Source organism: Streptomyces thioluteus, assembly GCF_039535865.1.
Genome location: NZ_BAAAXZ010000034.1, coordinates 42,798 through 68,933, shown reverse-complemented (window position 1 = coordinate 68,933; position 26,136 = coordinate 42,798). Strand labels below are relative to the sequence as shown.

23 protein-coding genes and 4 pseudogenes are annotated in these 26,136 nt (G+C 73.7%); 12 read left to right on the top strand and 15 right to left on the bottom strand.

What is annotated here, in order from left to right; genetic code table 11:
- The first annotated feature begins 4 nt into the window (after nucleotides 1-4).
- Nucleotides 5-2,741 (top strand): annotated as a pseudogene (locus tag ABD794_RS04765) (tetratricopeptide repeat protein).
- 361 nt (nucleotides 2,742-3,102) lie between these two features.
- On the opposite strand, the gene ABD794_RS04760 reads toward ABD794_RS04765, so the two are convergent.
- Nucleotides 3,103-3,378, bottom strand: a complete 276-nt coding sequence (locus ABD794_RS04760; protein ID WP_344961035.1) for a hypothetical protein — start codon at nucleotides 3,376-3,378, stop codon at nucleotides 3,103-3,105.
- 4 nt (nucleotides 3,379-3,382) lie between these two features.
- Nucleotides 3,383-4,252: a mycothiol conjugate amidase Mca gene (mca, locus tag ABD794_RS04755; protein WP_344961034.1), complete on the bottom strand. Its 870-nt coding sequence runs from the start codon at nucleotides 4,250-4,252 to the stop codon at nucleotides 3,383-3,385.
- A gap of 103 nt (nucleotides 4,253-4,355) precedes the next feature.
- Between mca and ABD794_RS04750 the strand changes: the two genes are divergently transcribed.
- Nucleotides 4,356-4,766, top strand: coding sequence for a DUF4307 domain-containing protein (locus ABD794_RS04750; RefSeq protein WP_344961033.1), 411 nt, complete (start codon nucleotides 4,356-4,358; stop codon nucleotides 4,764-4,766).
- A gap of 228 nt (nucleotides 4,767-4,994) precedes the next feature.
- Nucleotides 4,995-5,492: a transcription elongation factor GreA gene (gene greA / locus ABD794_RS04745; protein ID WP_344961032.1), complete on the top strand. Its 498-nt coding sequence runs from the start codon at nucleotides 4,995-4,997 to the stop codon at nucleotides 5,490-5,492.
- A gap of 81 nt (nucleotides 5,493-5,573) precedes the next feature.
- On the opposite strand, the gene ABD794_RS04740 is transcribed toward greA, so the two are convergent.
- The 3 genes from ABD794_RS04740 to ilvA all read right to left on the bottom strand — a co-directional run bounded on the left by ABD794_RS04740 (nucleotide 5,574) and on the right by ilvA (nucleotide 8,860).
- The gene (locus ABD794_RS04740; protein WP_344961031.1) at nucleotides 5,574-6,434 is read right to left on the bottom strand and encodes an ABC transporter permease; all 861 of its coding nucleotides are present in this window, start codon (nucleotides 6,432-6,434) and stop codon (nucleotides 5,574-5,576) included.
- On the bottom strand, nucleotides 6,431-7,402 hold the full coding sequence (locus tag ABD794_RS04735; protein ID WP_344961030.1) for an ATP-binding cassette domain-containing protein: 972 nt from the start codon (nucleotides 7,400-7,402) through the stop codon (nucleotides 6,431-6,433). The genes ABD794_RS04740 and ABD794_RS04735 overlap by 4 nt, the downstream gene beginning before the upstream one ends.
- 150 nt (nucleotides 7,403-7,552) lie before the next feature.
- Nucleotides 7,553-8,860: a threonine ammonia-lyase gene (ilvA, locus tag ABD794_RS04730; protein ID WP_344961029.1), complete on the bottom strand. Its 1,308-nt coding sequence runs from the start codon at nucleotides 8,858-8,860 to the stop codon at nucleotides 7,553-7,555.
- 156 nt (nucleotides 8,861-9,016) lie between these two features.
- Between ilvA and ABD794_RS04725 the strand changes: the two genes are divergently transcribed.
- The 3 genes from ABD794_RS04725 (at nucleotide 9,017) to ABD794_RS04715 (ending at nucleotide 10,321) form a co-directional block, all read left to right on the top strand.
- Nucleotides 9,017-9,517 (top strand): MarR family winged helix-turn-helix transcriptional regulator, encoded by a 501-nt coding sequence (locus tag ABD794_RS04725; RefSeq protein ID WP_344961028.1) that lies wholly within the window; start codon nucleotides 9,017-9,019, stop codon nucleotides 9,515-9,517.
- A gap of 127 nt (nucleotides 9,518-9,644) precedes the next feature.
- Nucleotides 9,645-10,073, top strand: coding sequence for a sigma factor-like helix-turn-helix DNA-binding protein (locus tag ABD794_RS04720; RefSeq protein ID WP_344961027.1), 429 nt, complete (start codon nucleotides 9,645-9,647; stop codon nucleotides 10,071-10,073).
- Nucleotides 10,070-10,321, top strand: a complete 252-nt coding sequence (locus ABD794_RS04715; protein WP_344961026.1) for a hypothetical protein — start codon at nucleotides 10,070-10,072, stop codon at nucleotides 10,319-10,321. Before ABD794_RS04720 ends, ABD794_RS04715 begins: the two co-directional genes overlap by 4 nt.
- A 21-nt stretch (nucleotides 10,322-10,342) precedes the next feature.
- On the opposite strand, the gene ABD794_RS04710 is transcribed toward ABD794_RS04715, so the two are convergent.
- Nucleotides 10,343-11,488 (bottom strand): cystathionine gamma-synthase, encoded by a 1,146-nt coding sequence (locus tag ABD794_RS04710; RefSeq protein WP_344961025.1) that lies wholly within the window; start codon nucleotides 11,486-11,488, stop codon nucleotides 10,343-10,345.
- A gap of 181 nt (nucleotides 11,489-11,669) precedes the next feature.
- Between ABD794_RS04710 and ABD794_RS04705 the strand changes: the two are divergent.
- Both ABD794_RS04705 and msrA read left to right on the top strand, forming a co-directional pair.
- Nucleotides 11,670-12,755: pseudogene (locus tag ABD794_RS04705) on the top strand (hypothetical protein).
- A 69-nt stretch (nucleotides 12,756-12,824) separates the two neighbouring features.
- Nucleotides 12,825-13,493: a peptide-methionine (S)-S-oxide reductase MsrA gene (msrA, locus tag ABD794_RS04700; RefSeq protein ID WP_344961024.1), complete on the top strand. Its 669-nt coding sequence runs from the start codon at nucleotides 12,825-12,827 to the stop codon at nucleotides 13,491-13,493.
- A gap of 41 nt (nucleotides 13,494-13,534) precedes the next feature.
- Here the strand turns inward: msrA and ABD794_RS04695 are convergent, their stop codons facing one another.
- Complete coding sequence (locus tag ABD794_RS04695) at nucleotides 13,535-13,765, bottom strand: DUF2180 family protein (RefSeq protein ID WP_344961023.1); 231 nt, start codon at nucleotides 13,763-13,765, stop codon at nucleotides 13,535-13,537.
- Nucleotides 13,766-13,938: 173 nt separating this feature from the next.
- On the opposite strand from ABD794_RS04695, the pseudogene ABD794_RS18555 reads away from it, so the two are divergent.
- Nucleotides 13,939-15,181, top strand: a pseudogene (locus tag ABD794_RS18555) (MFS transporter).
- Nucleotides 15,182-15,382: 201 nt separating this feature from the next.
- On the opposite strand, the pseudogene ABD794_RS04680 reads toward ABD794_RS18555, so the two are convergent.
- Nucleotides 15,383-15,619, bottom strand: a pseudogene (locus ABD794_RS04680) (glycosyltransferase); the annotation flags it as partial.
- A gap of 139 nt (nucleotides 15,620-15,758) precedes the next feature.
- On the opposite strand from ABD794_RS04680, the gene ABD794_RS04675 reads away from it, so the two are divergent.
- Nucleotides 15,759-16,112: a hypothetical protein gene (locus ABD794_RS04675; RefSeq protein WP_344961020.1), complete on the top strand. Its 354-nt coding sequence runs from the start codon at nucleotides 15,759-15,761 to the stop codon at nucleotides 16,110-16,112.
- Nucleotides 16,109-16,381 (top strand): hypothetical protein, encoded by a 273-nt coding sequence (locus ABD794_RS04670; RefSeq protein ID WP_344961019.1) that lies wholly within the window; start codon nucleotides 16,109-16,111, stop codon nucleotides 16,379-16,381. The genes ABD794_RS04675 and ABD794_RS04670 overlap by 4 nt, the downstream gene beginning before the upstream one ends.
- Before the next feature lie 4 nt (nucleotides 16,382-16,385).
- Here ABD794_RS04670 and ABD794_RS04665 read toward each other — a convergent pair whose 3' ends face one another.
- Together ABD794_RS04665 and ABD794_RS04660 are read right to left on the bottom strand one after the other, a co-directional pair.
- A complete protein-coding gene (locus ABD794_RS04665) occupies nucleotides 16,386-17,609 on the bottom strand; it encodes a DUF2786 domain-containing protein (RefSeq protein WP_344961018.1) in 1,224 nt (407 codons plus the stop codon).
- 123 nt (nucleotides 17,610-17,732) lie between these two features.
- A complete protein-coding gene (locus tag ABD794_RS04660; RefSeq protein ID WP_344961017.1) occupies nucleotides 17,733-19,004 on the bottom strand; it encodes a L,D-transpeptidase in 1,272 nt (423 codons plus the stop codon).
- Nucleotides 19,005-19,435: 431 nt separating this feature from the next.
- Between ABD794_RS04660 and ABD794_RS04655 the strand changes: the two genes are divergently transcribed.
- Complete coding sequence (locus ABD794_RS04655; RefSeq protein WP_344961016.1) at nucleotides 19,436-19,729, top strand: hypothetical protein; 294 nt, start codon at nucleotides 19,436-19,438, stop codon at nucleotides 19,727-19,729.
- 42 nt (nucleotides 19,730-19,771) lie between these two features.
- Here the strand turns inward: ABD794_RS04655 and hutH are convergent, their stop codons facing one another.
- The 5 genes from hutH to ABD794_RS04630 form a co-directional block, all read right to left on the bottom strand.
- On the bottom strand, nucleotides 19,772-21,325 hold the full coding sequence (gene hutH, locus ABD794_RS04650) for a histidine ammonia-lyase (RefSeq protein ID WP_344961015.1): 1,554 nt from the start codon (nucleotides 21,323-21,325) through the stop codon (nucleotides 19,772-19,774).
- 171 nt (nucleotides 21,326-21,496) lie between these two features.
- Nucleotides 21,497-22,588, bottom strand: coding sequence for a GGDEF domain-containing protein (locus ABD794_RS04645; protein ID WP_344961041.1), 1,092 nt, complete (start codon nucleotides 22,586-22,588; stop codon nucleotides 21,497-21,499).
- Between the two features lie 152 nt (nucleotides 22,589-22,740).
- Nucleotides 22,741-23,598, bottom strand: a complete 858-nt coding sequence (locus ABD794_RS04640) for an enoyl-CoA hydratase/isomerase family protein (protein WP_425585922.1) — start codon at nucleotides 23,596-23,598, stop codon at nucleotides 22,741-22,743.
- Nucleotides 23,599-23,946: 348 nt separating this feature from the next.
- Nucleotides 23,947-25,062, bottom strand: a complete 1,116-nt coding sequence (locus ABD794_RS04635; RefSeq protein WP_425585921.1) for an adenylate/guanylate cyclase domain-containing protein — start codon at nucleotides 25,060-25,062, stop codon at nucleotides 23,947-23,949.
- 88 nt (nucleotides 25,063-25,150) lie between these two features.
- Nucleotides 25,151-26,044, bottom strand: a complete 894-nt coding sequence (locus tag ABD794_RS04630; RefSeq protein ID WP_344961013.1) for a biotin--[acetyl-CoA-carboxylase] ligase — start codon at nucleotides 26,042-26,044, stop codon at nucleotides 25,151-25,153.
- Between the last annotated feature and the right edge of the window lie 92 nt (nucleotides 26,045-26,136).

Below are 26,136 nucleotides of genomic sequence, written 5' to 3'. Positions count from 1 at the left end.
GCGGATGCTCCGGGGAACGACGCGCCCCGCCCCCGAGGCCAAGACCGGCAAGGACACGGCCTCCACCCTGCCGCTGCGCGGCGGCGACCGCAGCGCGGCCGCCCGCCGGCGCAGCGTCCTGGCCCGCTCATTCGACGATCTGCCGTCCGTCCAGGGCCCGTTCACCGGCCGCAAGGAGCAGCTCGACCGGATCGCCCAATGGGTGCACCAGGCCCGGGCGAGCACGGAGACCAAGCCGGTGGTCGTGGTGCTGCACGGCCCGCCGGGCTCGGGCCGCTCCGCCCTCGCGCTGCGCGCCGCCCACCAGCTGCGCGACCAGTTCCGGGGCGCGTGCGTGGTGGACCTGCGGGGCGAGAGCCACGACGAGCCGCCGCTGACCACCCGGGACGCCCTGCTGCACCTGCTCAACCGGCTCGGCGCCCCGCGCGACCAACTCCTCTTCCGGGAGCGGTCGTCACAGGACCAGCACCTCAAGCGGCTGTCGGAGGTCTACCACCAGCACCTGACGGGGCTGCCGGTCACGATCGTGCTCGACGACGCCTCCGACGCGGAGCAGGTCCGCGCGCTCGTGCCCGAGCGCTCCGAGAGCCTGGTGCTGGTCACGGCCCCCGCCCCGCTCCCCCTCCCACCGGACCTGGTGGCCTGGGCCCACCAGCTGGAGGTCGGCCCGCTGGATGGGCCGGGGGCGCGGGAGCTGCTGCGATCGGCGGCCGAGGAGGACGACGGCGCACTCGGCGACGCCCATCTCCTCGACGATGTGGGGGAGTTGTGCGGAGGACTGCCGCTGGCGCTGCGCGTGGCGGGTTCCTCGCTGGGCCCGCGCACCGCGCGGACGCTGGCCGCGGAGCTGGCCGCCGCCGGGCAGGGCGGCCCGGTCGAGCGGGCCCTGTGGCTGCGCTACCTCGACCAGAACGAGGACGCCCGCAGGCTGCTGCGCCGGCTCGCGCTGGGCGGACGGGCCTCGCTGGGCGCGGCCGCGGCGGCGGCGCTGCTCGCGGCGGACCAGAAGGAGGCGGCGCGCACGCTGACGGAGCTGGCGCGCGCGGGCCTGATCGAGCCGGTGCGCCCGGGCCGGTTCCGGATGCACGACCTCGTGCGCGACTTCGCCCACGCCCGGCTGCACGAGGAGGAGTCCCCCGGCGAGCGGGGCGCCGCCCAGGAGCGGCTGATCCGCAGCTACGCGGAGCTGGCCGACTCGGTGATCCGCATGGTCGACGGCAAGACCTCCACGCGCGCGGACGCGTTCGCCAGGGGTGCCGCCGGCGGTCACGGCTTCGCCTCGCTGGACGCGGCGCTGCGCTGGCTGGACGACGAGTCGAGCTTCATCACGGCGGCGCTGCGGCACGCGGAGGGGGTGGACCAGTCGGCCGTGCTGCACCTGCTGGGCGCCCTGTGCGACTACTGCCTGCTGCGCGGCGATCTCTACCGGCTGGGCGAGCTCAGCGAGTTGACGCAGTCCACGGACCGGGAGCTGCTCAACCGCTCGGTGCAGTGGCGCACCGGCGTCGCGGCCCGCCAGCTGGGGCGAGCTGGACAAGTCCCGTACGACGCTGACCTCCGTCGTGGACCTGTACTTCGACGCACAGCACCCGGCGGGCGCCGCGCGGGCGCTGCGCGACCTGGGCATCACGCTCCAGCACCAGGGCAACATGCGCGAGGCGGCCGAAAAGCTCCGCGAGGCACTGGAGTTGCAGACCGCGCCGGAGCTGAGCGGCGACCGGGCGTGGACGATGCACGCGCTGGCGGCGGTCGAGCGGGACCGCGGCCGGCTGGCGGAGGCGCTGGACCTGCTGGCTGTCGCCCTGGAGCTGCACCTGGACAGCGAGAGCCTGCACGGCCAGGCGTGGGCGCACTTCCACCGGGGCCAGGTGCTGCTGCGGATGGGCCGGGCGACGCCCGCCGAGGAGGAGCTGCGGGAGGCCCTGGAGCTGTACGGGCGCACCCAGGACGGCCGGGGCGCGGCCTGGGCCCTGACCCAGCTGGCGCGGGCCCGGCTGACCGCCGGGGACGCGTCGGCCGCGGCGGACGGGCTGCGGCAGGCGGTCGTCCGGCACCGGGAGCACGAGGACGCGCGGGGCGAGGCCTGGACGCTGTTCCACCTGGGGCAGGCGCTGGAGGAATCGGGCGATCTCCCGGCTGCACTGCGGGAGTTGGAGCGGTCGCGCACGATGTTCAACCGCATGCGCGACGTCTACGGGCTGGCGTGCGCCCGGCACCACTCGGCCCGGGTCACCCGGGACCAGCGGGCGGCCCAGACGGGCAGCCTGCGCAACAGCGGCTTCGCCCGGCAGCTCCTCCAGGACGCCCGGCTGGACTTCCAGCGGGTGGGCGTGGAGCACGGCGAGGCCTGGTCGTGCGTGGAGCTCGCCGTGATCGACGCGGGCAACGGGCGCGCGGCGCAGGCGCTGGAGCTGGTGGACGTGGCGGCCCGGCTGTTCGGGGCGCTGGGCGACCGGCGCGGGGAGAGCTGGGCGCGGTTCCTGCGCTGCACCTTGCTGCCGCTGGCGTCACCGGGCGGTTCGGTGGTGGGAACGGCGGTCGCCGAGGAGGAGCTCGCCCGGCTGCGGGTGGAGCTGCGGTCCGCCGACTGGGCGGTCGATCCGTCGCTGGAGCAGTACGCGGAGGCGTTCGCGCTGGTGCTGGAGCGGGGCGTGGAGCCGGAGTCCGGCTGGCAGGCGTGGCGCCTGGGCATGGTGCCGAGCCGGCACGCGCGGGAGGTGGTGGCCGTGCTCCCCCGGTGAATCCCGTAGCGGGGTGCCGCCCGCAACCCACCGGAGCCCGGCCCACCGGAGCCCGGCCCGCCGGGGCGGAACGCCGGGGGCGAAGCGCCCGCGGCGAAGAGCCACCGGAAGATCCCGGACGAAGGGCCCTGAGAGGAAGCCCCCAGCGGAAGACCCCTGGAGGGAGCCCCGACGGAAGACCTGGTAGGGCGCCCCTGGAAGGAGCCCCCGGCGGAAGGCCCTGAACAAAGCGGCAAGCGCCGGGCCGGCGGCAGGGGCTGCCAGCAGAGGCCGGGCCGGCCCGGGCCGGGCCGGGCCGGGCACGCCGAAGGGTCCGGCGGCACCCTGGGGGTGCCTCCGGACCGGGCCGGCCGGAGCCGGGTCAGCCCTTGGCGGGCTTGGTCTCCGGGCCGCGGGCCGACGGGTCGGCGGCGGCCGCCGCCAGACCCGCGCCAGCGGCGGAGGCCTCCGGCGCCTCCTCGAAGTCGACCTTCTTCATGTGCTTGGTCATCGACTTCATCAGCAGCCAGACGGCGGCGCCGATGACGGCGAAGACGATGAAGCCGAGCACACCGGGGGTGACCTTGTTCTTGTCAAGCTCCTCGCCGGCGAGCGGCACGAGGTGGGTGACAGCGAGGGAGGCAGTCGCGCTCATCATGGGGTCAATTGTTGCGGATGCCCGCGAAGAGGTCGTCCTCGGGGAGGGTGGTGCTCACGAGGGACTTGGCGAGCTCGTACTCCTCGGTCGGCCAGACCTCGCGCTGAATGTCCAGCGGCACGCGGAACCAGCCACCGTCCGGGTCGATCTGCGTGGCGTGGGCGATCAGCGCCTTGTCACGGATCTCGAAGAAGTCGCCGCACGGGACGAAGGTTGTCAGGTTGCGGTCGCGGCCGATGCTGTCCCAGCGCTCCAGCCACTCGCCGTACGGGGAATCCAGGCCGCGCTCGATCAGCGCGTCGTGCAGGGTCTGGGTGCGCTGCCGGTTGAAGCCCTGGTTGTAGTAGAGCTTCTGCGGCTGCCAGGGCTCGCCGGCCTCGGGGTAGCGCTCGGGGTCGCCGGCCGCATCGAAGGCCACCATCGAGATCTGGTGGGTCATGATGTGGTCGGGGTGCGGGTAGCCGCCGTTCTCGTCGTACGTGGTGATCACGTGCGGCTTGAACTCGCGGATCAGCTTCACCAGCGTCCCCGCCGCCTCCTCGACGTCCTCCAACGCGAAGCAGCCCTCGGGCAGCGGCGGCAGCGGGTCGCCCTCGGGCAGCCCGGAGTCCACATAGCCCAGCCACTCCTGCTTGACGCCCAGGATGTCCCGCGCCTCCGCCATCTCCTTGGCGCGGACCTCGTGGATGTGCTCCTCGATGTAGGGATCCCCCTGGAGCTTGGGGTTGAGGATGGAACCGCGTTCCCCACCCGTGCAGGTGGCGACCAGCACGTCCACCCCCTCGGACACGTACTTGGCCATCGTGGCCGCACCCTTGCTCGACTCATCGTCGGGGTGGGCGTGAACGGCCATCATTCGCAGCTGCTCAGTCAAGGCTCGATCCTCAGTCACTCGTCTCGGCAGACGCCTCCTATAGTGACCGAAGCGGGAGCCGTTTCATTCCGCGTTCACACATCGCGCCCGGGAGGGAAAGATCATGGCTGCGCAGCGCGAGGCACTGCCCGAGGGGCGTTACGGCCGCTCGGCGGACGAACGCGCCGACCGCAAGCTCAAGATCATCGGTGGTGTGCTGGGCGCGGTCCTGCTCGGCTTCGTCGGGTGGTCGGCTGTGCACTACATCACCACGTCGGACGTGAGCGGCCAGCTGATCCGGTCGAAGACGGTGTCCGACACCTCGGTCCAGGCGGTCCTGGAGATTCGCAAGGGCAAGGGCGACAAGGCCGTGTGCACCCTGCGCTCGCGCGCCAACGACGGCTCCGAGGTCTCGCGCCTGGACGTGACGCTCGACCGCCCCGAGGAGCACTTCACCGAGTTCGTCACGCTCCGCACCACCGCCCGGGCCCGCTTCACGGACCTCGAGGGCTGCCGCACCGTGAAGAGCGGCTGAGCCGGGCCGCCCCGGGAGCCCCGACGCCCCCGAGCGATTCTTGACACACCACCGCTGACCTGCGTTGATGCGTTTCTTGCGCGGTTTCTCCCCGCGGCTTCTTCCCCCATTCCGGACGTAATTGTTAGGCTCGTGGTTTCGCCCGCCTTTGGAGGTGCACCCTTCTGAGTAGGGCGTTCATTTGTATCCGAGACCCCAAGTTTTCCCCAGCACCGACGAGGAGCACCTGTGACCCAGACCAGCGACAACGTCACCTGGCTGACTCAGGAGGCGTACGACCAGCTCAAGGCCGAGCTGGACTACCTGTCTGGTCCCGCTCGCACGGAGATCGCGGCCAAGATCGCCGCGGCGCGCGAGGAAGGTGACCTGCGCGAGAACGGCGGGTACCACGCGGCCAAGGAGGAGCAGGGCAAGCAGGAGCTCCGTGTGCGCCAGCTGACCCAGCTGCTCGAGCACGCGAAGGTCGGCGAGGCCCCGGCCGCCACCGGCGTGGTCGCCCCCGGCATGGTCGTCACCATCGCCTTCGACGGGGACCCCGAGGACACCCTGGCGTTCCTGCTCGCCTCCCGCGAGTACGCCAGCTCGGACATCGAGACGTACTCCCCGCAGTCGCCCCTGGGCACCGGTGTGAACGGCAAGAAGATCGGCGAGGACGCCGAGTACGAGCTGCCGAACGGCAAGAAGGCCAAGGTCCGCATCCTGGACGCCAAGCCCTACCAGGGCTGAGCCGCCGACGCCGCCCACGGCCCCGGACCGCATATGGTCCGGGGCCGTGGGCGTTCCGGCCGGCCGACGGCCCGCCGAGGATCAGCCCGTCGCCGAGCGGTACTTGCGCACCGACAGCCACCGGAAGACCGCGATGATCAGCGCCGACCAGATCAGTGACGCCCACACCGGGTGCTGCATCGGCCAGGACGAGGGCACCGGATAGCCCGCCGGCAGGTTTCCGAAGAGCTCGCGCGCGGCCTGCACCGTGGAACTGAACGGATTCCACTCGGCGATCACCCGCAGCACCGTCGGCATGTTGCCGGACGGCACGAAGGCGTTCGAGATGAACGTCAGCGGGAAGAGCCAGATCAGCCCGCCGGAGGTGGCCGCCTCCGGGGTCCGCACGGACAGCCCGATCAGCGCGCCGATCCACGAGAACGCGTACCCGAGCAGGAGCAGCAGCACGAAGCCCGCCAGCGCCTTCGGCACCCCGTCGTGGATCCGCCAGCCCACGATGAGGGCGACCACCGCGAGCACCACCAGGGTCAGCGCGGTCTGCACCAGGTCGGCGAGGGTCCGGCCGGTGAGGACGGCGCCGCGCGCCATCGGCAGTGAACGGAAGCGGTCGATGAGCCCCTTGTGCATGTCGTCCGCGATGCCCGCGCCCGCGCCGGCGGTGGCGAAGGTGACCGTCTGCGCGAAGATGCCGGCCATCAGGAACTCGCGGTAGAGCGAGGGCTTCGTACTGCCGCCGACGGCGATCGAGCCGCCGAAGACATAGCTGAACAGCACCACGAACATGATGGGTTGTATCAGCGCGAACACGACCACCTCGGGTATCCGGGCCATCCGGATCACGTTCCGCCAGGCGACGACCAGGGAGTCGTGGACGGACTGGCCGACGGCCCCGCCTCTGCGGGGCACCGGGGTGCGGTGCGGAGTGCCTCCGACGACGGTCATGGCACGGCCCCTTCCTGCTGCTCCTCCGCTTCCGCGGCATGGCCGGTGAGCGAGATGAAGACGTCGTCCAGGGTCGGGCGGCGCAGCCCGATGTCGTCGATCCCGATGCCGTGGGCGTCCAGTTCGCGGATGATCTCGGCGAGCAGCCGGGCGCCGCCCGAGACCGGCACCGTGATCCTGCGGGTGTGCTCCTCGACGGCGGAATCGCCGTCGCCGAACCGCCGCAGCACCTCGTCCGCGGGGACGATGTGCTCGCGCCGGTGCACGACGACCTCGACGCGCTCCCCGCCGGTCCGCGCCTTCAACTGGTCGGACGTGCCCCGGGCGATGACCCGGCCGTGATCGACGACGGCGATGTCGTGGGCGAGGCGGTCGGCCTCCTCCAGGTATTGGGTGGTGAGCAGCAACGTCGTCCCGCCGGCCACCAGTTCCTCGATGACCTCCCACAACTGCTGGCGGTTGCGCGGGTCGAGGCCCGTCGTCGGCTCGTCCATGAACATCACGGGCGGGCTGACGACCAGCGCCGCGGCGAGGTCCAGCCGGCGGCGCATGCCGCCCGAGTAGGTCTTGGCGGGCCGGTCGGCGGCGTCGGCGAGGTTGAAGCGGTCCAGCAGTTCGCCCGCCCGCTTCTTGGCCTCCCGTCCGCCGAGCTGGTAGAGCCGGCCGACCATGCGGAGGTTCTCGCGCCCCGTCAAATACTCGTCGACGGCGGCGAACTGGCCCGACACCCCGATGCTGTGCCGCACCGCGTCGGGCTTCTTGAGCACGTCGATGCCGGCCACGGAGGCCGACCCGTGGTCGGGCCGGATGAGCGTGGTCAGCACGCGCACGGTGGTGGTCTTCCCCGCGCCGTTGGGGCCGAGCAGCCCCAGGACCGTCCCTTCCGGGACGTCGAGGTCGACGCCGTCCAGAGCCCTTACGTCGCCGAAGACCTTGACCAGGCCTTCGGCGTATATCGCGCCCGGCATGGAGCTTCTCCCCGTTCGGTGACGTAATACAGAATTTTACGGTCACCGACCACATTCCGCTCTCTGAACGGAAATTCCGGATATTCCACTCCACTTGTGCGGAACCCCGTGCGGAACCCGAGGGGCACGGACGCCGGACCTCAACTCCCCTCAGGGCGTGACGAGATACCCCGCCTCGCGCAGCGCCGCGCGCACGGCCGAGCAGTGCTCCGGCCCCTTCGTCTCCAGGTGCAGCTCGACCTCCGCCTCGGTGAGACCGAGCCGGGGATCGGTGCGCACATGGCTGACGTCCAGGACGTTGGCGTCCGCCGCCGACAGCACCTCCAGCAGCGCGGCCAGCGCCCCCGGGCGGTCGGTCAGCCGCAGCCGCAGCGAGAGGTAGCGGCCCGCGGCCGCCATGCCGTGCCGCAGGACGCCCTGCATCAGCAGCGGGTCCACGTTCCCGCCCGACAGCACCGCGACGACCGGCCCCTCGAACGACGAGGGGGCCGCCAGCAGCGCCGCCACCGGGGTCGCCCCGGCCGGCTCCACCACCAGCTTCGCCCGCTCCAGGCAGAGCAGCAACGCGGCGGCTATCTGGTCCTCCGAGACGGTGCGGACCTCGTCCACCAGCCGCTCGACGATCCCGAACGGCACGTCGCCGGGCCGCCCGACCTTGATCCCGTCCGCCATCGTCGCCGGCGCCCCCAGCGTCACCGGACGGCCCGCCTTCAGCGACGGCGGGTACGCGGCGGCGCCCGCCGCCTGCACGCCCACGACCCGTACGTCCGGCCGCAACGCCTTGACCGCCACGGCGATCCCGGCCGCCAGACCGCCCCCGCCGATGCCCACCACGATGGTGCGCACCTCCGGGCACTGCTCCAGGATCTCCAGGCCCACGGTGCCCTGCCCCGCGATGACGTCGGGGTGGTCGAAGGGGTGGATGAAGACCGCGCCCGTGCGCCGGGCGTACTCCTGCGCGGCGCGCAGCGACTCGTCCACCACCTGTCCGTGCAACCGCACTTCGGCTCCGTACTCCCGGGTGGCCGCCACCTTCGGCAGCGGCGCGCCCTCGGGCATGAAGACCGTCGAGCGCACCCCCAGCAGGGAGGCGGCGAGCGCGACGCCCTGCGCGTGGTTGCCGGCACTGGCGGCGACGACGCCGGCCGCGCGCTCCCGGGCGGACAGCCCCGCGATGCGCACATAGGCGCCGCGGACCTTGAACGACCCGGTGCGCTGCAGGTTCTCGCACTTGAGGTGGACCGGGGCGCCGATCAGGGCGGACAGGTGGCGGCTGCCCTCCAGGGCGGTGGTCCGGGCGACGCCCGAGAGCACCTTCTGCGCGTCGCGCACGGCGTCGAGCGTCACGGAAAGAGGGCTTCCGCCGGGCGCGGGGCCGCGCCCCGGACCGTCCTGCGGGCGGGATGCGGACGCGGGGGACGCCGCCGTGCCGTCCCCGTCACCAACTCGTGCAGCCATGCCGCCCAGTCTCGCAGGCCGGGGCCCCTCATGGACCCCCCTGCCCCCACCAATCCACCGGTTTGCCGAGCAGCGGTACGCACGCCCGCCGGGCCGCGTACTCTGTCCCCCATTCACGAGCAATTCCAGCCCGCCGCACGAAGTGAGTCCCCAGCCATGCCCACCCCTCCGGACATGACGACCGACCTCGCACCAGGTGTCCTCGACACTCTCCAGCACCAGGTTGCCGTCTTCGCCCGCCGCGCAGAACAGACCCGCCTCGGCGGCGTCGGCCGGATCCACAACTCCATGGACCGCGCCGCCTACCTGCTGCTCAACCGCCTCGACCAGGAAGGCCCGATGGGCGTCAAGGCGCTCGCCGCGGGCATGGGCATCGACTCCTCGACGGTCACCCGTCAGGTGGCTCCGCTCGTCGACACCGGACTGGTCAAGCGCACCTCGCACCCCGAGGACGGCCGTGCGGTCGTCCTCCAGCTCTCGCCGCGCGGCAAGGCCCGCCTCGACGAGGTCCGCGCCTCGCGCCGGCAGTTGATGGAGCTGTGCACCGAGGGCTGGACCGAGGAGGAGCGCGCGGTGTTCTGCACCCTGCTCACCCGCTTCAACTCCGCGCTCTCCGACGTGCACAGCGCGCTCCCGCAGGTGCCGCCGGCCTCTTGACCCCCCGGGCGCCCGCGCCTGTCATGGAGGTGTCCCCCGCCGGACACCCGCGCGGGGGCGACCGCCCGGTCGCCGAGGCACACGGGGGTTCACCGGATGCGTTCACCGCAGGGGATGCGTTCCCCGGATGCATGAGGGGCGAGCAGCGCGCCGCGACCGGGAGTTCGACGCCTTCGTGGCCGGCGCGGGCGGCCGACTGCTGCGCACCGCGCTGCTGCTGACCTGCGACGCGGCCGCCGCCGAGCAGCTGCTCACCGTCGCCCTGGCGAGCACCTACGCCGCCTGGGACCGCCTCGGCGGCGACGATCCGTACGACCTGGCCCGGCAGGAGCTCGTCGCCCGCTTCGCGCGCTCCTCCCGGCGGTACCGCCGTGCCCGCGACGGCGTCCTGGGCCGGCTGACCCCGCGCGAGCGCCTCGTCGTCGTCCTGCGGCTGCACGAGGGGTTCGCGGAGGAGCAGGCCGCGGCCGGTCTGGGGCTGTCGCCGGAGCGGGTGCGGGCGGTCTGCGCCCGGGCGGTCGCCGCCCTGTGCGCGCGGCCCCGGGTCCCCCGGTGAACTCCTACGAGCGCGACCACGAGGCCGTCCGCCGGCTGCTCGTCTCCTGCCGTCCGGCGGTCCCGCCCGGGCTGGCCGCGCGGGCCGCCGGGCGCGGCCGCCGGCTGCTGCGCGTGCGGCGGACGCTGCGCGCGCTGGGGTGGGCGCTGCTGGCCGCCGCGGTCGTCGCGTTCTGCGTCTGGGCCGCGCTCACCGAGCCGTGGGCGGTGCACCCGCACGACACCGCCCCGCCCCTGGAGGGGTGGTGAGCCCCCTCGCGGTCAAGCGCCTTATCCGAGCGCCTGCTTGACGTCCGCCAGCAGGTCGTCGACCGACTCGATGCCCACCGAGAGGCGCACGAGGTCCGCCGGGACCTCCAGCTGGGAGCCGGCCGTGGAGGCGTGCGTCATCCGGCCCGGGTGCTCGATGAGCGACTCGACGCCGCCCAGCGACTCGCCGAGGGTGAACAGCTGCGCGCGGTTGCAGACCTCGACCGCCGCCTCCTCGCCGCCCTGGACGCGGAAGGAGATCATGCCGCCGAAGGCCCGCATCTGCTTGGCCGCGACCTCGTGGAGCCGGTGCTCCGGCAGGCCCGGGTAGAAGACCTCGGTCACCTTGGGGTGCGCGACCAGCAGCTCCGCGATGCGCGCGGCGTTGGCGCTGTGCCGGTCCATGCGGACGGCGAGGGTCTTGATGCCGCGCAGCGTCAGCCAGGAGTCGAAGGGGCCGGCGACGGCGCCCATCGCGTTCTGATGGAAGGCCAGTTCCTCGGCGAGACCGGCGTCGGAGGTGACGAGCGCGCCGCCGACCACGTCGGAGTGGCCGCCCATGTACTTGGTGGTCGAGTGGACGACCACGTCGGCGCCGAGCGACAGCGGCTGCTGGAGGTAGGGGCTGGCGAAGGTGTTGTCCACCACCAGCTTCGCCCCGCCCTCGTGCGCGACCTGGGCGACGGCGGCGATGTCCGTGATGCCGAGCAGCGGGTTGGAGGGGGTCTCGACCCAGACGACCTTGGTGTTCGGCCGCAGCTCGGCCCGGACGGCGGCCGGGTCGGAGGAGTCGGCGACGGACCACTCGACGCCCCAGCGGCTGACGACCTTGGCGAACAGCCGGAACGTTCCGCCGTAGGCGTCGTTCGGGATGACCACGTGGTCACCGGGGCTGAGCAGGGTGCGCAGCAGGCAGTCCTCGGCAGCCAGGCCGGAGGCGAAGGCGAGGCCCCGGGCGCCGCCCTCCAGTGCCGCCAGGTTCTCCTCCAGGGCGGTGCGGGTGGGGTTGGCGCTGCGGCTGTACTCGTAGCCGCCGCGCAGGCCGCCGACGCCGTCCTGCTTGTAGGTGGACACTTGGTAGATGGGCGGCACGACGGCCCCGGTCAGCGGGTCCGGCTCCTGCCCGGCGTGAATGGCGAGGGTCTCGAAGGCATGCTGGTCGCTCATTGGCCCGAGAGTAGTACCCGCATTACCGGAATGCTGCTGTTCACTTGTAACCGGCACATGAACGATTCTCCGGCGCACCGGATGACCTGCGGGAAGGGTGCGCCAGGAACGATCGGGCAGACTGCCTCGTCCTAACGTCGTCGGCAATCCGTCATCTCAGCCATTCAAACCGGGACAGCACATGGAGTTTCTGGCGATCCTGCTCGCCCTCGTCATCGTCTGCGGCATCCTCGTCGTGCCCGCGATGCGCCGTCGGCGCGCACAGCAGGACGCGTTCCGGGGCGCGGGCGCGGCCCTCGACCCGGCGCACGGCCACGGCTTCGTCCCCGCCGAGCGCCTGGACGTCCGCCTCCCGGGCCCCGACCCGGAGCTGCTCGCCGCCGTCGAGGAGGCCCGCCGCACCCAGGACTGGAAGCCCGCCGCCGAGCTGCTGGCCCGCACCCCCCGCCGGCACCGCCGCCGAGCTCCGCTGGCAGCGGGTGCAGACGCTGGCCGGGGCGGCGGCGCAGGAGCTCGCCGAGACGCCCGGCACGGGCGGCATGTGGCTGCGCCACTGGCGGGTGGTGGCACCCAAGGACGCGGGCGGCGCGGCCGTCCAGGCCGAGTTCCTCGTCCAGCAGGCGCTGCGCGACCCGTCCTCGCAGGACTACCGCATGATCCTGGAGGAGGCCCGGACGGTCTGCGCGGAGGCCGCCCTCCTCGCCCCCGGCGACCCGACCCCGTACATCATCGAACTGGGCGTGGCCCGCGGCCTCGGCGCGAGCGCGGCGGAGTTCCAGTCCGTCTGGGAGACCGTGGTCTCCCGCGCACCGCAGCACATGGGGGCGCACCTGGCGGCCCTGCGCTACTGGAGCGCGAAGTGGCACGGCTCCAGGAGGAGGCGGACGCCTTCGCCCGGCGCGCGGCCGGCGGCGCCCCCGCGGGCAGCCTGCTCCCCGCGCTCCCCCTCTTCGCGGTCCACGACCACCTGCCCGACGTCGTCCTCGTCCGCAGCCTCTTCGACGGCGCCGTGGTCCGCCAGGCCGTCGAGGCCGCCCTCTATGCCGCGGCCCACGCCCCCGCCGACCACCCCGTCCTCCCGCACGTCCGGCACCTGCTCGCCTGGTTCCTGGTCAACGGCGAGCAGTACGGCCCGGCGCTGGAGCAGTTCCGCGCGGTGGACGGCCACATCGGCGCGATCCCGTGGACGTACGAGCCGGACCCGGTCGCGGCGTACGCGGCGTACCGCGCGCGGGCGGTCGCGGGCTGGGAGCACGGGGTCCGCTGACCCGGGAATTCCGCCGGACATCCGCACGTTCCCCCCGATGCACCGCCCCTTCCCGGACCTGGAGTCGTGATGCTCTTCCCCCACCACCGCCACGACCACCGCCTGCCCACCGAGGAGGAGGCCCTGAAGGGCCGCCCCGAGCCGGCCTTCCCGCTCGCCGGCCGCCACGCGGTCCTCGGCAACCCGCTCGCCGGCCCGTACCCGGAGGGCCTGGCCGTCGCCGACTTCGGCCTGGGCTGCTTCTGGGGCGCCGAGCGCCGCTTCTGGCAGACCCCCGGCGTCTGGACGACCCTGGCCGGCTACCAGGGCGGCCGCACGCCGAACCCCACCTACGAGGAGGTCTGCAGCGGCCTGACCGGCCACGCGGAGGCCGTCCGCGTCGTCTTCGACCCCGCCCTCGTCTCCTACGAGTCCCTGCTCAAGCTCTTCTGGGAGTCCCACGACCCCACCCAGGGCTTCCGCCAGGGCAACGACCGCGGCACGCAGTACCGTTCGGCGATCTACACCCACTCCCCCGAGCAGCAGTCGGCCGCCGAGTCCTCCCGCGACGCCTACCGGTCCGTCCTCCGCGGCTCGGGCTACGGCGACATCACGACGGAGATCCGCCCGGCGGGCCCGTTCTTCCCGGCCGAGGAACACCACCAGCAGTACCTGGAGAAGAACCCGGCGGGTTACTGCGGGATCGGCGGTACGGGCGTCTCCTGCCCGGTGGGGATCGCCCCGGCAAGCGGCAGCTGACGCCCGGCGTTTCCGCTCAACCGACAGACAAAAAGGCCTCGTTAGACCGCCGACGCGACAGGCATGCCACTCGCCTGGGCCGCGTAACAAGTGACGCACCACACCCGCCGCACCCGCGCATGCCCGTGGGCGGCGCCCACGCCGTTCGGACGGTGGAGTTCCGGGCGGGTGACGCGGAGGTGCGCGGGGCAGAGGCCGGAGCTGCAGCCGTGGCAGACGGCGACCGCGGTCACGGCGGCGCCGTCGGTGGCATGGCAGTCGTAGCAGTTCATTCAGGGCTCTCCTTCAACGTCCGGGCGAAGCTCGTCGCCCCGGGGCCCGGCCTCCCGCCTTGACGGCGCAAACATGACAAAGCTTCCAAGTCTGGCTTCCCTCGGGGGCCACGAGCGTAGCAACTTTGGACGACGTTGCAACTTAGACAGAGTCTAAGTCAAGCGTCGGAAGGATGCTCGTGACCTCATCACCCGACTCGAAATCCGGGGTGACCTCGCCCCTCCGGGCGGCGGAACGGCCGCCCTCCACCCCCCGCCGCCTGCTCCCCTACGCCCTCGCGGTGCTGCTCGTCGGGATCAACATGCGGCCCGCCATCGTGGCGGTCTCCCCCCTCCTGGACGACATCCGGCACGCCACCGGCCTGTCCAACGGCGGCGCCGGCGCGCTCTCCACGCTGCCGCTGATCTGCTTCGGCGTCTTCGCCCCGCTCGCGCCCCGGCTGGCCCGGCGCTGGGGCATGGAGCGCACGCTCGTCGCGGTCCTGGCGGTGCTGCTGTGCGGCACCGCGGTGCGGCTCGTCCCGGCGACGTTCCCGCTGTTCGCCGGATCGTTCCTGGCCGGCACGGCGGTGGCGGTGGCCAACGTGGTCATCACCGCGTTGATCAAAAGGGACTTCGACCGACGGGTCGGGCTGATGTCCGGCCTGCACACCACCATGCTCGTCGGCGGCGGCGCGGTCGCGGCCGCCACGACCGTCCCGCTGCGCGACGCGCTGTCGCTGTCGTGGGCGGGCGGCCTCGCCCTGTGGAGCGTCCCGGCGCTGGTGGCGCTGGCGGTCTGGGCGCCGCGGCTCCCGGCGCCGGCGGCCACGGCCGGCGGTTCCGGAGCGGACGGGCGGTTCGGTGTGGCGCAGCGGAACGGCCTGGGCGGTCGCCCTGTTCTACGCGTTCCAGTCCCTGCTGTACTACACGGCGACCACCTGGCTGCCGTCGTTCGCCGTCGACCACGGCTGGTCCGAGGGCGGCGCCGGGGTCCTGCTGGCGGTCTGCATGGGCTCCGCGGTGATCACCTCGCTGCTGGTGCCGGTGTGGGCCCAACGGTCCCGTCGGCAGAGCTGGTTGGCGGTCGCCGGGACCGTGCTCTGCATGGCCGCGTTCCTCGGGATGCTGTCGGCACCGGCCGGGCCGGCGGCCGTGGTGTGGGCCGTCCTGCTGGGCCTCGGCCTGGGGGCCGTGCTCTCCCTGGGCATCGCCTACATGTCCCTGTGCGCCCGCACGGCGCACGAGGCGGGACTCCTGTCCGCGATGTCCCAGTGCGTGGGCTACCTGCTGGCCGCCGCGGGCCCCGTCGCCTTCGGCGCCGCCCGTGACCTCACCGGCGGTTGGACGGCGGGGCTGGTCGCGCTGGTGGTCCTGGCGGTGCCGATGGGGGTCGCGGGGGCGCTGGCGGGCCGCGGCGGCCGGGTCGGGCCGTAGCCGGGCCCGCTCAGCCCCCGGCCAGCCGGTCGACCGCCGCGACGACAGCGGCCGTTCCGTCCTCCGCGCGGATCCGGACCCCCAGGGCGCGGGCCCGCTCGCGGTAGGACGGGTCGGTGGTGACGCGCACCAGGGCGGCGATCAGGGCGTCCGCGGTGAGGCGGCGCAGCGGTACGGGCCCGGGCGAGACACCGAGCGCGGCGCCACCACCCGGACCAGCTGTCCGGCGCCGGTGGAACAGCGCTGCAGGGCACGCCCCTTCTCGGACTCCATCGCCGCGCGCGGATCGGTGGCCAGCGGCTGGAACGCGAGCCCCGCGTCGGCGGCCAGCGAAGCGAAACGCCCATGGGTGACCAGGGAAACCTCGTGCCCCGCCCGCCCCAGGGCGTGTCCCAGCCCGGTGTAGGGCGCCGCGTCCCCACGCGAACCGGCGGTCATCAGGGCCACTCGCATGGGCGGCAGTATGCCGCGCTCCGGGGCGCCACGGGGACGGCCCGTCACCCGTTCGGAGGGCAGGGCCCGATACCCCTGGGTAGGCTGACGAAGGGGGACGAAGATCGCGCCCATGGGAGAAGCAATGACCACGTCGGCCGCCGGTCAGCCCCTCATTCCCCAGCCCCCCGCGACGGTGACGGCGCTGCGGCAGGCGGTCGCGCAAATCGCCCCGGCGGCCCTTCCCGCGTTCACCCGCGAACTCGACCAGGCCGCGGACCAGTCCAGACAGGGTTCGGACCTGGCGCCCCTGCAACGGTTCGTCGCCCAGTGGGCCGTCTACGTGCACATCCAGCGGCAGCCCCGGCTCGCCTCCCGTTTCCGGGAACTGGAGGACCTGGCGACGACCGGCGACGCGGCACAGGCGCGCGGCGCGGCGTCGGAGATCGGCCGGATGCTGGACGACGCGCACACGGCTCTGTCCCTTCTCCCTCGGTGAGCAGCGACTGGCGCTGGGAGTACGACCCGGATGCCGCACATGTCACCGGAGGGATCCCCGCCGAAATCGTGACCGAAGCGGAGCGCCTGGCCGGCCAGTTGGCGGAGCTGGCCCACATGGGCGCCGACATCGGCGATTTGGGGAACGGCCCCCGGCCCGGAGGGCTGCGCCGCATGGACGCCGCAGGCGGCTGGTTCTCCTACCTCGCCGCTCCGCGCGACCAGTTGCTCGTCGTGGTCCGGATCGTCCCGCCGTACGACGCCCTGTAGGCCCTTACCGCAACCGCGCCTCGTCCGCCGCCTCCCGCCCCCGGGCCCAACCCTCCGCGTCGCGGCCGCGCAGGCGGTGGGACGTGGTGGTGGGGAAGAGGCGTTCGGCCGTCTCGCCGACGGCGAGGTCGCGGGCGGCGAGGACGGGGAGGACTTCCGAGGGGGCCTGCCGGGCCGTCACGTCGCGGGCCGTGGTGGACAGGCGGTCGCCGATGCGGGACGCGTAGGCGATCAGGAAGGACTCGCGGAAGTCGCGGGTCCGGCGCGAGCGGCGGTCGCGATGGTGGGCGTCGGCGGCGCGGCGCATGGCGGTGTCGGCCTGGACGAGGAGCGAGGTGTACATGAGCTCGACGAGTTCCAGATCCGCGTCGAAGCCGACGACCGTCGAGAAGCCGAGCTCGGACGACCACACCGCGCGGCAGTGGTTGGCCTCGGCGACGGCGCCGAGGAGCAGGGCCTTCGCGGGCTCGTAGGGGCCTTCGACGCCGAGGCGGCAGGAGGCCGGGCCGTCGCCCGCGGTGGCGTCCCCGGCCGGGAGCAGCGCCGCGTCGATGGAGTGACGCGCCATCAACTCCTGCGCCTTGGCGGAGAACGCCTCTGCCTCCTCGGGGAAGTCCGTGGACTCGGCCTTGGCGAGCAGCGCCCGGATCCGGCCGAGTGCCTTCGGCGGGGCGGTCACGGGCAGGGCGGCGGCGGGGCGTCCGGAGCGGGACGGCACGGGGCCCGCCGACTCGATCCGCGGCAGGCGGGCGATCAGCCGCAGCGCCGCCAGGGCCACCGCGACGGCCTCGAAGCGGGCGATCCGCTCACGCCGCGCGAAGCCGTCCAGGAACGCCCCGTCGCCGTCCCACCACACCGTCGCGGACAGGGCGTCGAGCTGTCCGGCCCAGCGGGCGTCGAAGGCCCCGGCCGGATACCGGCGGGCCTCCGCCGCGACGGCGTCGACGACGAAGCGGGCCGCGGCGGGCGCGGCGTCCCGCCGGGCGAGCCGGACGGCGTCCGCGGGCTGCCAGCCGCGCTCCCAGGCGCCGCGCACCGCGGCCTCGGCGGCGCGCAGGAGCGCCCGGCCGAGCGCCTCCGGCCCGGCGGGCGAGGCCGCCAGCGCGGAGGCCGAGGCGTCGGCGGCGTCCTCGGCGTCCGCCGCGGGGAGCGCGCACAGCCGTCGCACGGCCGCCTCGACGGCCTCGCGGAGCGCGGTCTCCCCGGGTGCTTCCCGGCGCTTGCCCATGGGTGCTTCCTTACGACACTTACGACACTTACGACACTTACGACACTTACGACGTGAAACGCCGGGCGGCGGCCGCGGTGATCAGCGGCCGCCGCCCGGCGGGGGGGAACGGGGGTCAGGGGATCAGGCGCCGGTGGCGCTGCCCTTGACCCACTCCGACCAGCTCATGTTCCAGCCGTTGAGGCCGTTGTCGGGAGAGATCGTCTTGTCGTCGGAGTTCTTGACGACGACGACGTCACCGATCTGGGAGTTGCTGAAGAACCAGGAGCCCGGCGTGTTCGGGTCGTTCGCGCCCTGCACGTCCTTGAGGCCCACGCAGCCGTGGCTGGTGTTCTCGTTGCCGAAGACGCCGCCGCCCCAGTAACTGCCGTGGATGAACGTGCCGGAGGTCGACAGGCGCATCGCGTGCGGGACGTCCGGGATGTCGTACTCGCCCTTGCCGTCGCCCTTGGTGAAGCCGACGGTCGAGCCGTCCATCCGGGTCTCCTTGAACTTCTCGGAGATCACCATCTTGCCGTTGTACGTCGGGTTGGACGGGCTGCCCGCCGAGATCGGGATGGTCTTGAGGACCTGGCCGTCCCGGACGACGGTCATCTGGTGGGTCTTGGCGTCGACCGTGGAGACCTGCGAGTGGCCGATCCGGAACTTGACCGTCTTGTTCTGGACGCCCTTGATCCCCGGGGCGGCCTCGACCTTGTCGAGGCTCATCTTCAGGGTGACCTCGGAGTTCGCCTTCCAGTAGTCCTGGGGGCGGAAGTCGAGGCGCTGGTCGTTGAACCAGTGGCCGACGACCTTCTGGCCGCTGCTGGAGGTGACCTCCAGGTTCGACTGGACGGCCTTCCGGTCCTTGATCGGCTTGTCGAAGTTGATCGACACCGGCATGCCGACGCCGACGGTCTGGCCGTCCTCGGGGGTGAAGGAGCCGATGAAGCTGTTGTTCGGCGAGACGGTGGAGAAGGACGAGTTCGCCACGGCCTTGCGGCCCTCGGAGTCCTTGGCCTCGGCGACGATCTGGTACTTGGTCGAGCGCTCGAGGTTCTTCTTCGGCTTCCAGGACTTCTTGTCCGCGGACAGCTCGCCCTCGACCGGGGCGGGCTTGCCCGTCTTCTCGTCGATGGACGTCATCTTGACGCCGGTGAGCTCGCCGTCGCCGACGGTGACCTGGGCGACGTCCGCGGTGACGCCAGCGTTGGCCGTGCCGGTCTTCGTGGCGATCTTGATCTGCGCCTTGGAAGCTTCCTTGGCGGCCGCGGCGTCGACCTTGCTCTGCGACTTGTCCTTGCCGCCGCCCTTGCCGTCGTCGCCGTCGCCGCCACCGCAGGCGGCGAGGGTGAGCACACCACCGAGCACGGCGGCCGCGGCCACCAGGCCCTTGCGGCGCTTGCCGTCCTTCATCACACGCATCTCCATCGCTCTGGACCCCGAAATCCCCGAACCGGGCCGCGGAGGCGCCTCCGCCCCTCGGCCTCACCCCGCCACCGCCGGGCTCCTCACGGGCACCCGGCCGTCCCGGTTACGCATAGGGAACGCCTGACCCGAATCGCCCGTTCCACCATTGGGAAAAGTGTGGGGAAGACCACGCCAGTAAAGACCCTAGAGGCGCACCCGCCCAAGCCGGGGTCCCCTCCGGGTCTCCGGACCCCGTACGGGTTCCGGTCGGCTCACGGCTTCCCCATCACCCGTGCGGGTCACTACCATCTGTTCGGTCGCGATCCGTTGACGCTCCACCGGACGGGCACGGTTCCGCGACGCCGCTCCACGACGTGGGGTCAACACCCTTGCCCCCGCTCGTCCTCCGCTCCCGAGCTCCGCCGAGGGGATGCGCCGTGACCGCACGCCGCCCGCTGCTGACCGCCGTCGCCGCAGGAGTGCTGCTGTGCGCGGGCTGGCTGGTGCCGACCGCGCATGCGACCCCGGAGCACGCCTCGTCCCCCACCGCGCCCGCGACCGGGAAGAACGGGCAGAAGGACGAGCAGAAGCCGACCCGCGGCGTGCGCCTCGCGGACACGGGAAGCGTGGACACCACGCCGTACGTCCTCGGCGGCATCGGTTTCGTGACGGCGGGCGGCGCGCTGGTGACGGTGGCCGTGCGCCGGTCGCGCACGGCGCACGACGGCTGAGCCGCCGGAGGCTCACCCCCGGCGACCCTGCGACTCTGCAGCTCAGCCCAGCGGGCCGGTCTCCCGCTCCGCGGCCTCGACGAGCTTCCCGGAGCGGACGAACGCCTCGGCGGCCGCCAGGTCGGGGGCGAGGAACCGGTCCTCCCCCGGCCCCTCCACGCCCGCCTCGCGCACCGCGCGCAGCACGGCGGCGGTGGCCGGGGACGGCGTCAGGCCGGTGCGCAGCTCGACGGCGCGCGTGGCGGCGACCAGTTCGACGGCGACGACGCGGGCCAGCGCGTCCAGCGCCGTACGCAGCTTGCGCGCCGCCGACCAGCCCATGGAGACGTGGTCCTCCTGCATGGCGGAGGACGGGATCGAGTCCACGGAGGCGGGCACGGCCAGCCGCTTCATCTCGCTGACCAGGGCTGCCTGCGTGTACTGGGCGATCATCAGGCCGGAGTCGACGCCCGGGTCGCCCGCGAGGAACGGCGGCAGGCCGTGCGAGCGGTTCTTGTCGAGCAGCCGGTCGGTGCGGCGCTCGGCGATCGAGGCGAGGTCGGCCGCGGCGATCGCGAGGAAGTCGAGGACGTACGCGACGGGCGCGCCGTGGAAGTTGCCGTTCGACTCGACGCGGCCGTCGGGCAGGACGACGGGGTTGTCCACGGCGGAGGCGAGCTCGCGGTCCGCGACCAGGCAGGCGTGCGCGAGGGTGTCGCGCCCGGCGCCCGCGACCTGGGGCGCGCAGCGGATCGAGTACGCGTCCTGGACGCGCGGTGCATCGTCCTGGTGATGGCCGGTGAGGCCCGAACCGGCCAGCACGGCCAGCATGTTGGCGGCGCTGGTCCCCTGGCCGGGGTGCGGGCGGATGGCGTGCAGCTCGGGGGCGAGGACCTTCTCGGAGCCGAGCAGCGCCTCCAGGGAGAGCGCGGCGGTGACGTCGGCGGAGGTGATCAGGCGGGCGAGGTCGGCGCAGGCCATGACGAGCATGCCGAGCATGCCGTCGGTGCCGTTGAGCAGCGCGAGCCCCTCCTTCTCGCGGAGCTCGACGGGCTCGACGCGGTGCGCGGCGAGCAGCTCGGCGGCGGGCCGGACGACGCCGTCCGGGCCCTCCGCCTCGCCCTCGCCCATGAGCGTGAGCGCGCAGTGCGAGAGCGGCGCGAGGTCGCCGGAGCAGCCGAGGGAGCCGTACTCGTGGACGACGGGGGTGATCCCGGCGTTGAGCAGGGCGGCCATCGTCTCGACGACGACCGGGCGGACGCCGGTGTGCCCCGAGGCGAGGGTCTTCAGGCGCAGGAACATCAGCGCGCGGACGACCTCGCGCTCCACGCGCGGGCCCATGCCGGCGGCGTGCGAGCGGACGATGTTGCGCTGGAGCTGGGCGCGCAGGTCGGGGCTGATGTGGCGGACGGCGAGGGCGCCGAAGCCGGTGGAGACGCCGTAGACGGGGTCCGGCTTGGCGGCCAGGTCCTCGATGACCCGGCGGGAGGCGGCCACGGCGGAGAGGGCCTCGTCGGACACGACGACGCGGGCGCCGTGGCGTGCCACGGCGATTACGTCGTCCGCGGTCGTTCCGGACGTGCCCACCACCACTTCGCCCTGCATCTGCATATCCATATTCAGGCACCCTAGAGACTGAATCGCGGTCTGTCACTAGGTGAGTTTGTCCGGTACAACGCCGTGGTGGGCGGGGAGATGCCCCGGTCCCGCCCTTTCACCGTTTCTCGCGCGCTCCGCGCGGGGCATCGCGGCTTCGCCGCGAGGTCCTCAAGCGCCGGACGGGCTGATTCAGCGCCGCCCGCGGAAGCGGCGCCGCTCCGCCGCCGCCGGCCGCGGCGGACGATCGGCGAGCCGGACCACCGGATCCGCGAGCCCCCCGTCGCGCCCCGCGACGACCGGCTTGCGCGACCCCGCCGCCTTCGCCCGGTACTGCGCCGCGTCCGCGAGCCGGAAGAGCCGCCGGGCGGACCGCACCTCACCGATGGGATCGCCCGTCGAGGCGATGCCGCACGCGACACCCTCGCCGAGCTCCAACCGCCCGGCGGACAGGCAGAGTTCCTCGGCCGCGCGCACCACCTCGTCCGCCGGCGGTCCGACGCTCAGCAGGCAGAACTCGTCCCCGCCCAGGCGCGCCGCGAGCGCGCCCGGCAGCCGGGCGCCGCACAGCGACAGCAGCGAGCCGAAGCGCTCCAGCAGCCGGTCGCCCTGCGCGTGCCCGAGGGTGTCGTTGACCCGCTTGAGCCCGTTGAGGTCGCACACGACGAGGCTGACGACCACGCCCTCCGCCAGGTGCCGTTCGACGGCCTCGTCCAGCCGGGCGTCGACGGCGCGACGGTTGCCGAGGCCGGTCAGCGGGTCCGTGTAGGCGAGCCTGCGGACCTCCTCCAGCCGCTCCGTCTGGACGATCCCCGCCGCCGTCACAGCCGCCAGCACGGTCGCGAAGTCGGCGTCCTTGCGGTCGAAGACCGGCGCGCCCTGCGGCCGGGCCACATACAGCTCGCCCCAGGCCCGCCCGTGCAGCACGATCGGCGCGATGACGCAGCTGCTGCGGCGGTGGCGCCGGAGGGAGACGACGCGGTGGCCCGCGTACTCCGCGCACTCGTCGGGCCCGTCCGCCCGCTCCACCCAGGCGTGCGGCCGCCCGCCGACCCACTCCTCGTGCAGGAACTCGGCGATCTCGGGGAAGTTGTGCACCGGGTACGACTCGTCGGCCGGCAGCCGCTCCTCGTCCCCGTCCAGCTCCCCCGCGTTGACGAGCACGCGCAGCCGGCCGCGCTCGCGCTCCCAGACCGAGACCGCGGCGAAGCTGCCGCGCAGGGCGCGCAGCGCGCCCTCCGCCGCGGCCGCGACGCCGCCCGGCAGGTCCGGTTCGGCCGCCATCGCCTGGGCCAGCGCCACCACCGCGGACAGGCGGTCGTCAAGCTCCCCGTCGTCCACCACCCGAGCCTCACATTCCCCGCCGTGCGCGGCGGCCCTCGCACCTCCAGCGTAGGAACGTCGCGCGCTTTCCGCTGGCCGAGCCGGACGCGCTGTCAGAGGCCGGGCCAGTCGGGCGTGCGCTTCTCGTTGAACGCCGCGACACCCTCGGCGCGGTCGGCGGAGAAGGCGACCGAGCGCCAGGCGGCGTCCTCGACCTCCAGCCCGGCCCGCAGGTCCAGACCGTGGCCCACCCGCAGGGCCCGCTTGGCCGCGCGCAGCCCGACGGGCGAGTGGGCCGCGATCCGGGCGGCCAGGGCGAGCGCCTCCTCCCGGTCCCGCCCCGCGGGCACGACCCGGTCCACCAGCCCCAACTCCCGCGCCTCGGCGGCCTCCACGCGTCGCGCACTGAAGATCAGCTCGGCGGCGCGGGCGGCACCGACGCGGCGCGGCAGCAACTGGGTGCCGCCACCGCCGGGGATCACGCCGACGGACACCTCGGGCAGGCCGACGACGGCGGTCTCGTCCGCCACGATCAGGTCGCAGGAGAGCGCGAGCTCGTAGCCGCCGCCGAGGGCGAAGCCGTGCACGGCGGCGATCGCGGGGACGGGCAGCTCCAGGACGCCGGTGTAGGCGGCCCGGGCGTGCGGGCGCTGGCGCGCGAGATCGGCGTCGGTGAAGGAGTTGCGCTCCTTGAGGTCGGCGCCGACGCAGAAGGCGCGCTCGTTGGTGGAGGTCAGGACGACGGCGCGGACGGCGGTGTCGGCGGCGAGCGCGGCGGTCGCCTCGGCGATGGCGCGGCCCATCTCCGTGGAGACGGCGTTCATGGCCTTCGGCCGGTCGAGGACGAGCTCGGCGACGTGGCCGTGCTCGTGCGTGCGGACGACCACGTGCTCGCCGTGGCGTTGCTCGTACTGCTGCTCGCTCACGATCGGTTCATCCTCTCGGCGCTGCGCTGCGGATGAACCGATCATGCACGGGGACGCGGCGCTTAGCCATACCCGGGGGGGAGGGTGCCCCGGTCCCGCCCTTTCACCATTTCTCCCGGGGCTGCGCCCCCTGCACCCCGCTTCCGGGGCTCCGCCCCGGGCCCCGCAATGCGGCTGCGCCGCATTGTCCTCAAGCGCCGGACGGGCTGATTCAGCCCGTCCGGCGCTTGAGGACAGCACCCGCAGGGCGCTTCGGGGGCCAGGGGGCGCAGCCCCCGGTGGGGCGCAGGGGCGAAGCCCCGCCCACCGCGCGAAGCGCGGACCCCTCGCCGCGGGGTTACGAAGGGGCGCAGCCCCTGCGGAAACGGTGAAAGGGCGGGGCAGGGGCACACCTCACGCGCGACGCGTGAGCAGCCACGGCTCCACCACCCCCAACCCCCGCACCGGCCGCTGCCACATCGGCTGCAGCGCAAACCGGTACGCCGCCGCCCCCGCCCCCGACTCCCCGGACTCCCCCGCGCTCGCCTCCAACTCCGCCTCCGACTTCGGCGCATCCCCGTTCCGCGCCAACTCCTCCGCCAGCGCGCTGTCGACGAGGACCGCGTCCTTCGGCGCTATCGACGTGAGCCGGCTCGCGAGGTTGACCGTCGTGCCGAAGACGTCGCCCATCCGCGTCGTCACCGTCCCGAACGCGATCCCGACCCGCAGCTCCGGCATCGTCTCGTCGTGGCCGAGCGTCTCGATCAGCCGCAGGCCGATCTCGGCGGCGGTCCCGGCGTCATCGGCGGCGTAAAGCACCTCGTCACCCAGCGTCTTGATGAGGCGGCCACCGTGCGCGGCGACCAGATCCGCCGCCGTGGTCTCGAACGCCTCGACCAGCTCGCCGAGTTCCTCCTCCTCCAGCCGCCGCGTGAGCCGCGTGAAGCCGACCAGGTCGGCGAAGCCGACGGCGAGGCGCCGGTCGACCATCTCCGCGTCGTCCTGGGCCTGGACGACCCGGCCGGTCGCCGCGGCCAGCTGGCGGCGCCAGACGTAGACGAGGAACTCCTCCAGCTCGGGCAGGAGCAGCTCGACCAGCGGGTAGGTGATCTCGGCCCGGGTCAGGCCCGGTTCCTGAGGCTCGGTCAGGCCCTCCAGGAAGGAGTCGATCTGCCAGTCGGCGAGCCGGGCCGTCGTCTGCCCGGTGGACCGCGCCACCTGCACGGCCATGGGCTCGCTGAGCAGCCCGGCCTCGACCAGACCGGCCAGCCGCCGCAGCGCGAGGACGTCCGCCTCGGTGAGCGCCTTGGCCTGGCCGATGTCGGCGAAGCCCATGGCGCGCCAGAAGCGCGCGGCCAGGTCCATGGAGACGCCCGCAGCGCGGGCGGCCTGGAAGGGGGTGTACCGCCGTTCCGCGCCGAGGATCAGCGCCTCCAGACGGAGCGCGAGGGGGTCTCCTTCCTCCTCACCGCCCGCGTCGATCTCCTCCGGTTCAACGGGACGGGGGGTCGCCCCGTCCTCGGCGGTCACCGCCCGCCCCCAGTCCGATCCGTGCGCACTGCCCTGCCGATCGCTCGCCCGCTTTCCGGGCACAACGATACGGCAGGTGTGCCCTAGCTCACTCTTCCGACGGCGCCGACGCCTCGGCCGGGCCGGACGAAGCGGGACGGAGGTGGACGATGTCCCCGGCCCCGACCGGCTCCTGCACCCCGTCCCCGGTCGCGAGCACGAGCCGCCCGTCCCCGTCGACGGCCACCGCCTCGCCGACGAGCGCGCGGTCGCCGGGGAGTTCGGCCCGTACGGTCCGGCCGAGGGTGGCGCAGCCGGCCGCGTACGCCTCCGCCAGGCGGCTGGGGCCGGGGTCGCCGCCGGCGTCGCGCCAGCGGAGGTACCAGTCCTCCAGGGAGCGGAGCACGGCGCGCAGCAGCGGGTCGCGGTCGAGCACCGCGGCGCCCGCGAGGGCGAGGGACCCGGCGGTGGGGACGGGCAGTTCGGCGGCGCGCAGCGAGACGTTGAGGCCGATGCCCACGACGACGGAGTCCCCGGCGCGCTCGGCGAGGATGCCGCCGGCCTTGCGCTCCTGCCCGTCGACGGTGACCAGCAGGTCGTTGGGCCACTTCAGGGCGGTGTCCACGCCGGCGGCGCGGGAGAGCGCGGTCGCGGTGGCGACGCCGGCGAGCAGCGGCAGCCAGCCCCAGCGGCCGACGGGCACACCGGGTCCGGGGGTGAGCCGGACGGAGAAGAAGAGGCCGGAGCGGGCCGGGGCGGACCAGGTGCGGTCCAGCCGCCCGCGCCCGGCGGACTGTTCCTCGGCGACGAGCACGGCGCCCTCGGGCCCGGCGGCCGCGGCGAGGTCGGTGTTGGTGGAACCGGTGTGCTGGACCACGTCCAGGGAGGTCCACAGCCCGCCGGGCCGCACCAGCGCGCGGCGCAGCCCGGTGGCGTTGAGCGGGGGCCGGTCCAGGTCGGACCAGCGGCCGCGGCGGTCGGAGGGGTCGGGGGAGGGCGTCATGACAGCCACCCTAGAAGGGGCGCGGGTGTGGCCAACGACGCACTGCCGGAACGCATCCGCGCCGATACGCTACGACCCGGTAGCCCCCAAGA

Coding starts and splice junctions, on each gene's coding strand:
- ABD794_RS04760 (WP_344961035.1), bottom strand. CDS start 3,378: ATGATGAGCGCGACTGCCTCCCTCGCTGTCACCCACCTCGTGCCGCTC.
- ABD794_RS04750 (WP_344961033.1), top strand. CDS start 4,356: ATGGCTGCGCAGCGCGAGGCACTGCCCGAGGGGCGTTACGGCCGCTCG.
- ABD794_RS04740 (WP_344961031.1), bottom strand. CDS start 6,434: ATGACCGTCGTCGGAGGCACTCCGCACCGCACCCCGGTGCCCCGCAGA.
- ABD794_RS04735 (WP_344961030.1), bottom strand. CDS start 7,402: ATGCCGGGCGCGATATACGCCGAAGGCCTGGTCAAGGTCTTCGGCGAC.
- ilvA (WP_344961029.1), bottom strand. CDS start 8,860: ATGGCTGCACGAGTTGGTGACGGGGACGGCACGGCGGCGTCCCCCGCG.
- ABD794_RS04725 (WP_344961028.1), top strand. CDS start 9,017: ATGCCCACCCCTCCGGACATGACGACCGACCTCGCACCAGGTGTCCTC.
- ABD794_RS04720 (WP_344961027.1), top strand. CDS start 9,645: ATGCATGAGGGGCGAGCAGCGCGCCGCGACCGGGAGTTCGACGCCTTC.
- ABD794_RS04710 (WP_344961025.1), bottom strand. CDS start 11,488: ATGAGCGACCAGCATGCCTTCGAGACCCTCGCCATTCACGCCGGGCAG.
- msrA (WP_344961024.1), top strand. CDS start 12,825: ATGCTCTTCCCCCACCACCGCCACGACCACCGCCTGCCCACCGAGGAG.
- ABD794_RS04695 (WP_344961023.1), bottom strand. CDS start 13,765: ATGAACTGCTACGACTGCCATGCCACCGACGGCGCCGCCGTGACCGCG.
- ABD794_RS04675 (WP_344961020.1), top strand. CDS start 15,759: ATGACCACGTCGGCCGCCGGTCAGCCCCTCATTCCCCAGCCCCCCGCG.
- ABD794_RS04665 (WP_344961018.1), bottom strand. CDS start 17,609: ATGGGCAAGCGCCGGGAAGCACCCGGGGAGACCGCGCTCCGCGAGGCC.
- ABD794_RS04660 (WP_344961017.1), bottom strand. CDS start 19,004: ATGAAGGACGGCAAGCGCCGCAAGGGCCTGGTGGCCGCGGCCGCCGTG.
- hutH (WP_344961015.1), bottom strand. CDS start 21,325: ATGGATATGCAGATGCAGGGCGAAGTGGTGGTGGGCACGTCCGGAACG.
- ABD794_RS04645 (WP_344961041.1), bottom strand. CDS start 22,588: ATGGCGGCCGAACCGGACCTGCCGGGCGGCGTCGCGGCCGCGGCGGAG.
- ABD794_RS04640 (WP_425585922.1), bottom strand. CDS start 23,598: ATGATCGGTTCATCCGCAGCGCAGCGCCGAGAGGATGAACCGATCGTG.
- ABD794_RS04630 (WP_344961013.1), bottom strand. CDS start 26,044: ATGACGCCCTCCCCCGACCCCTCCGACCGCCGCGGCCGCTGGTCCGAC.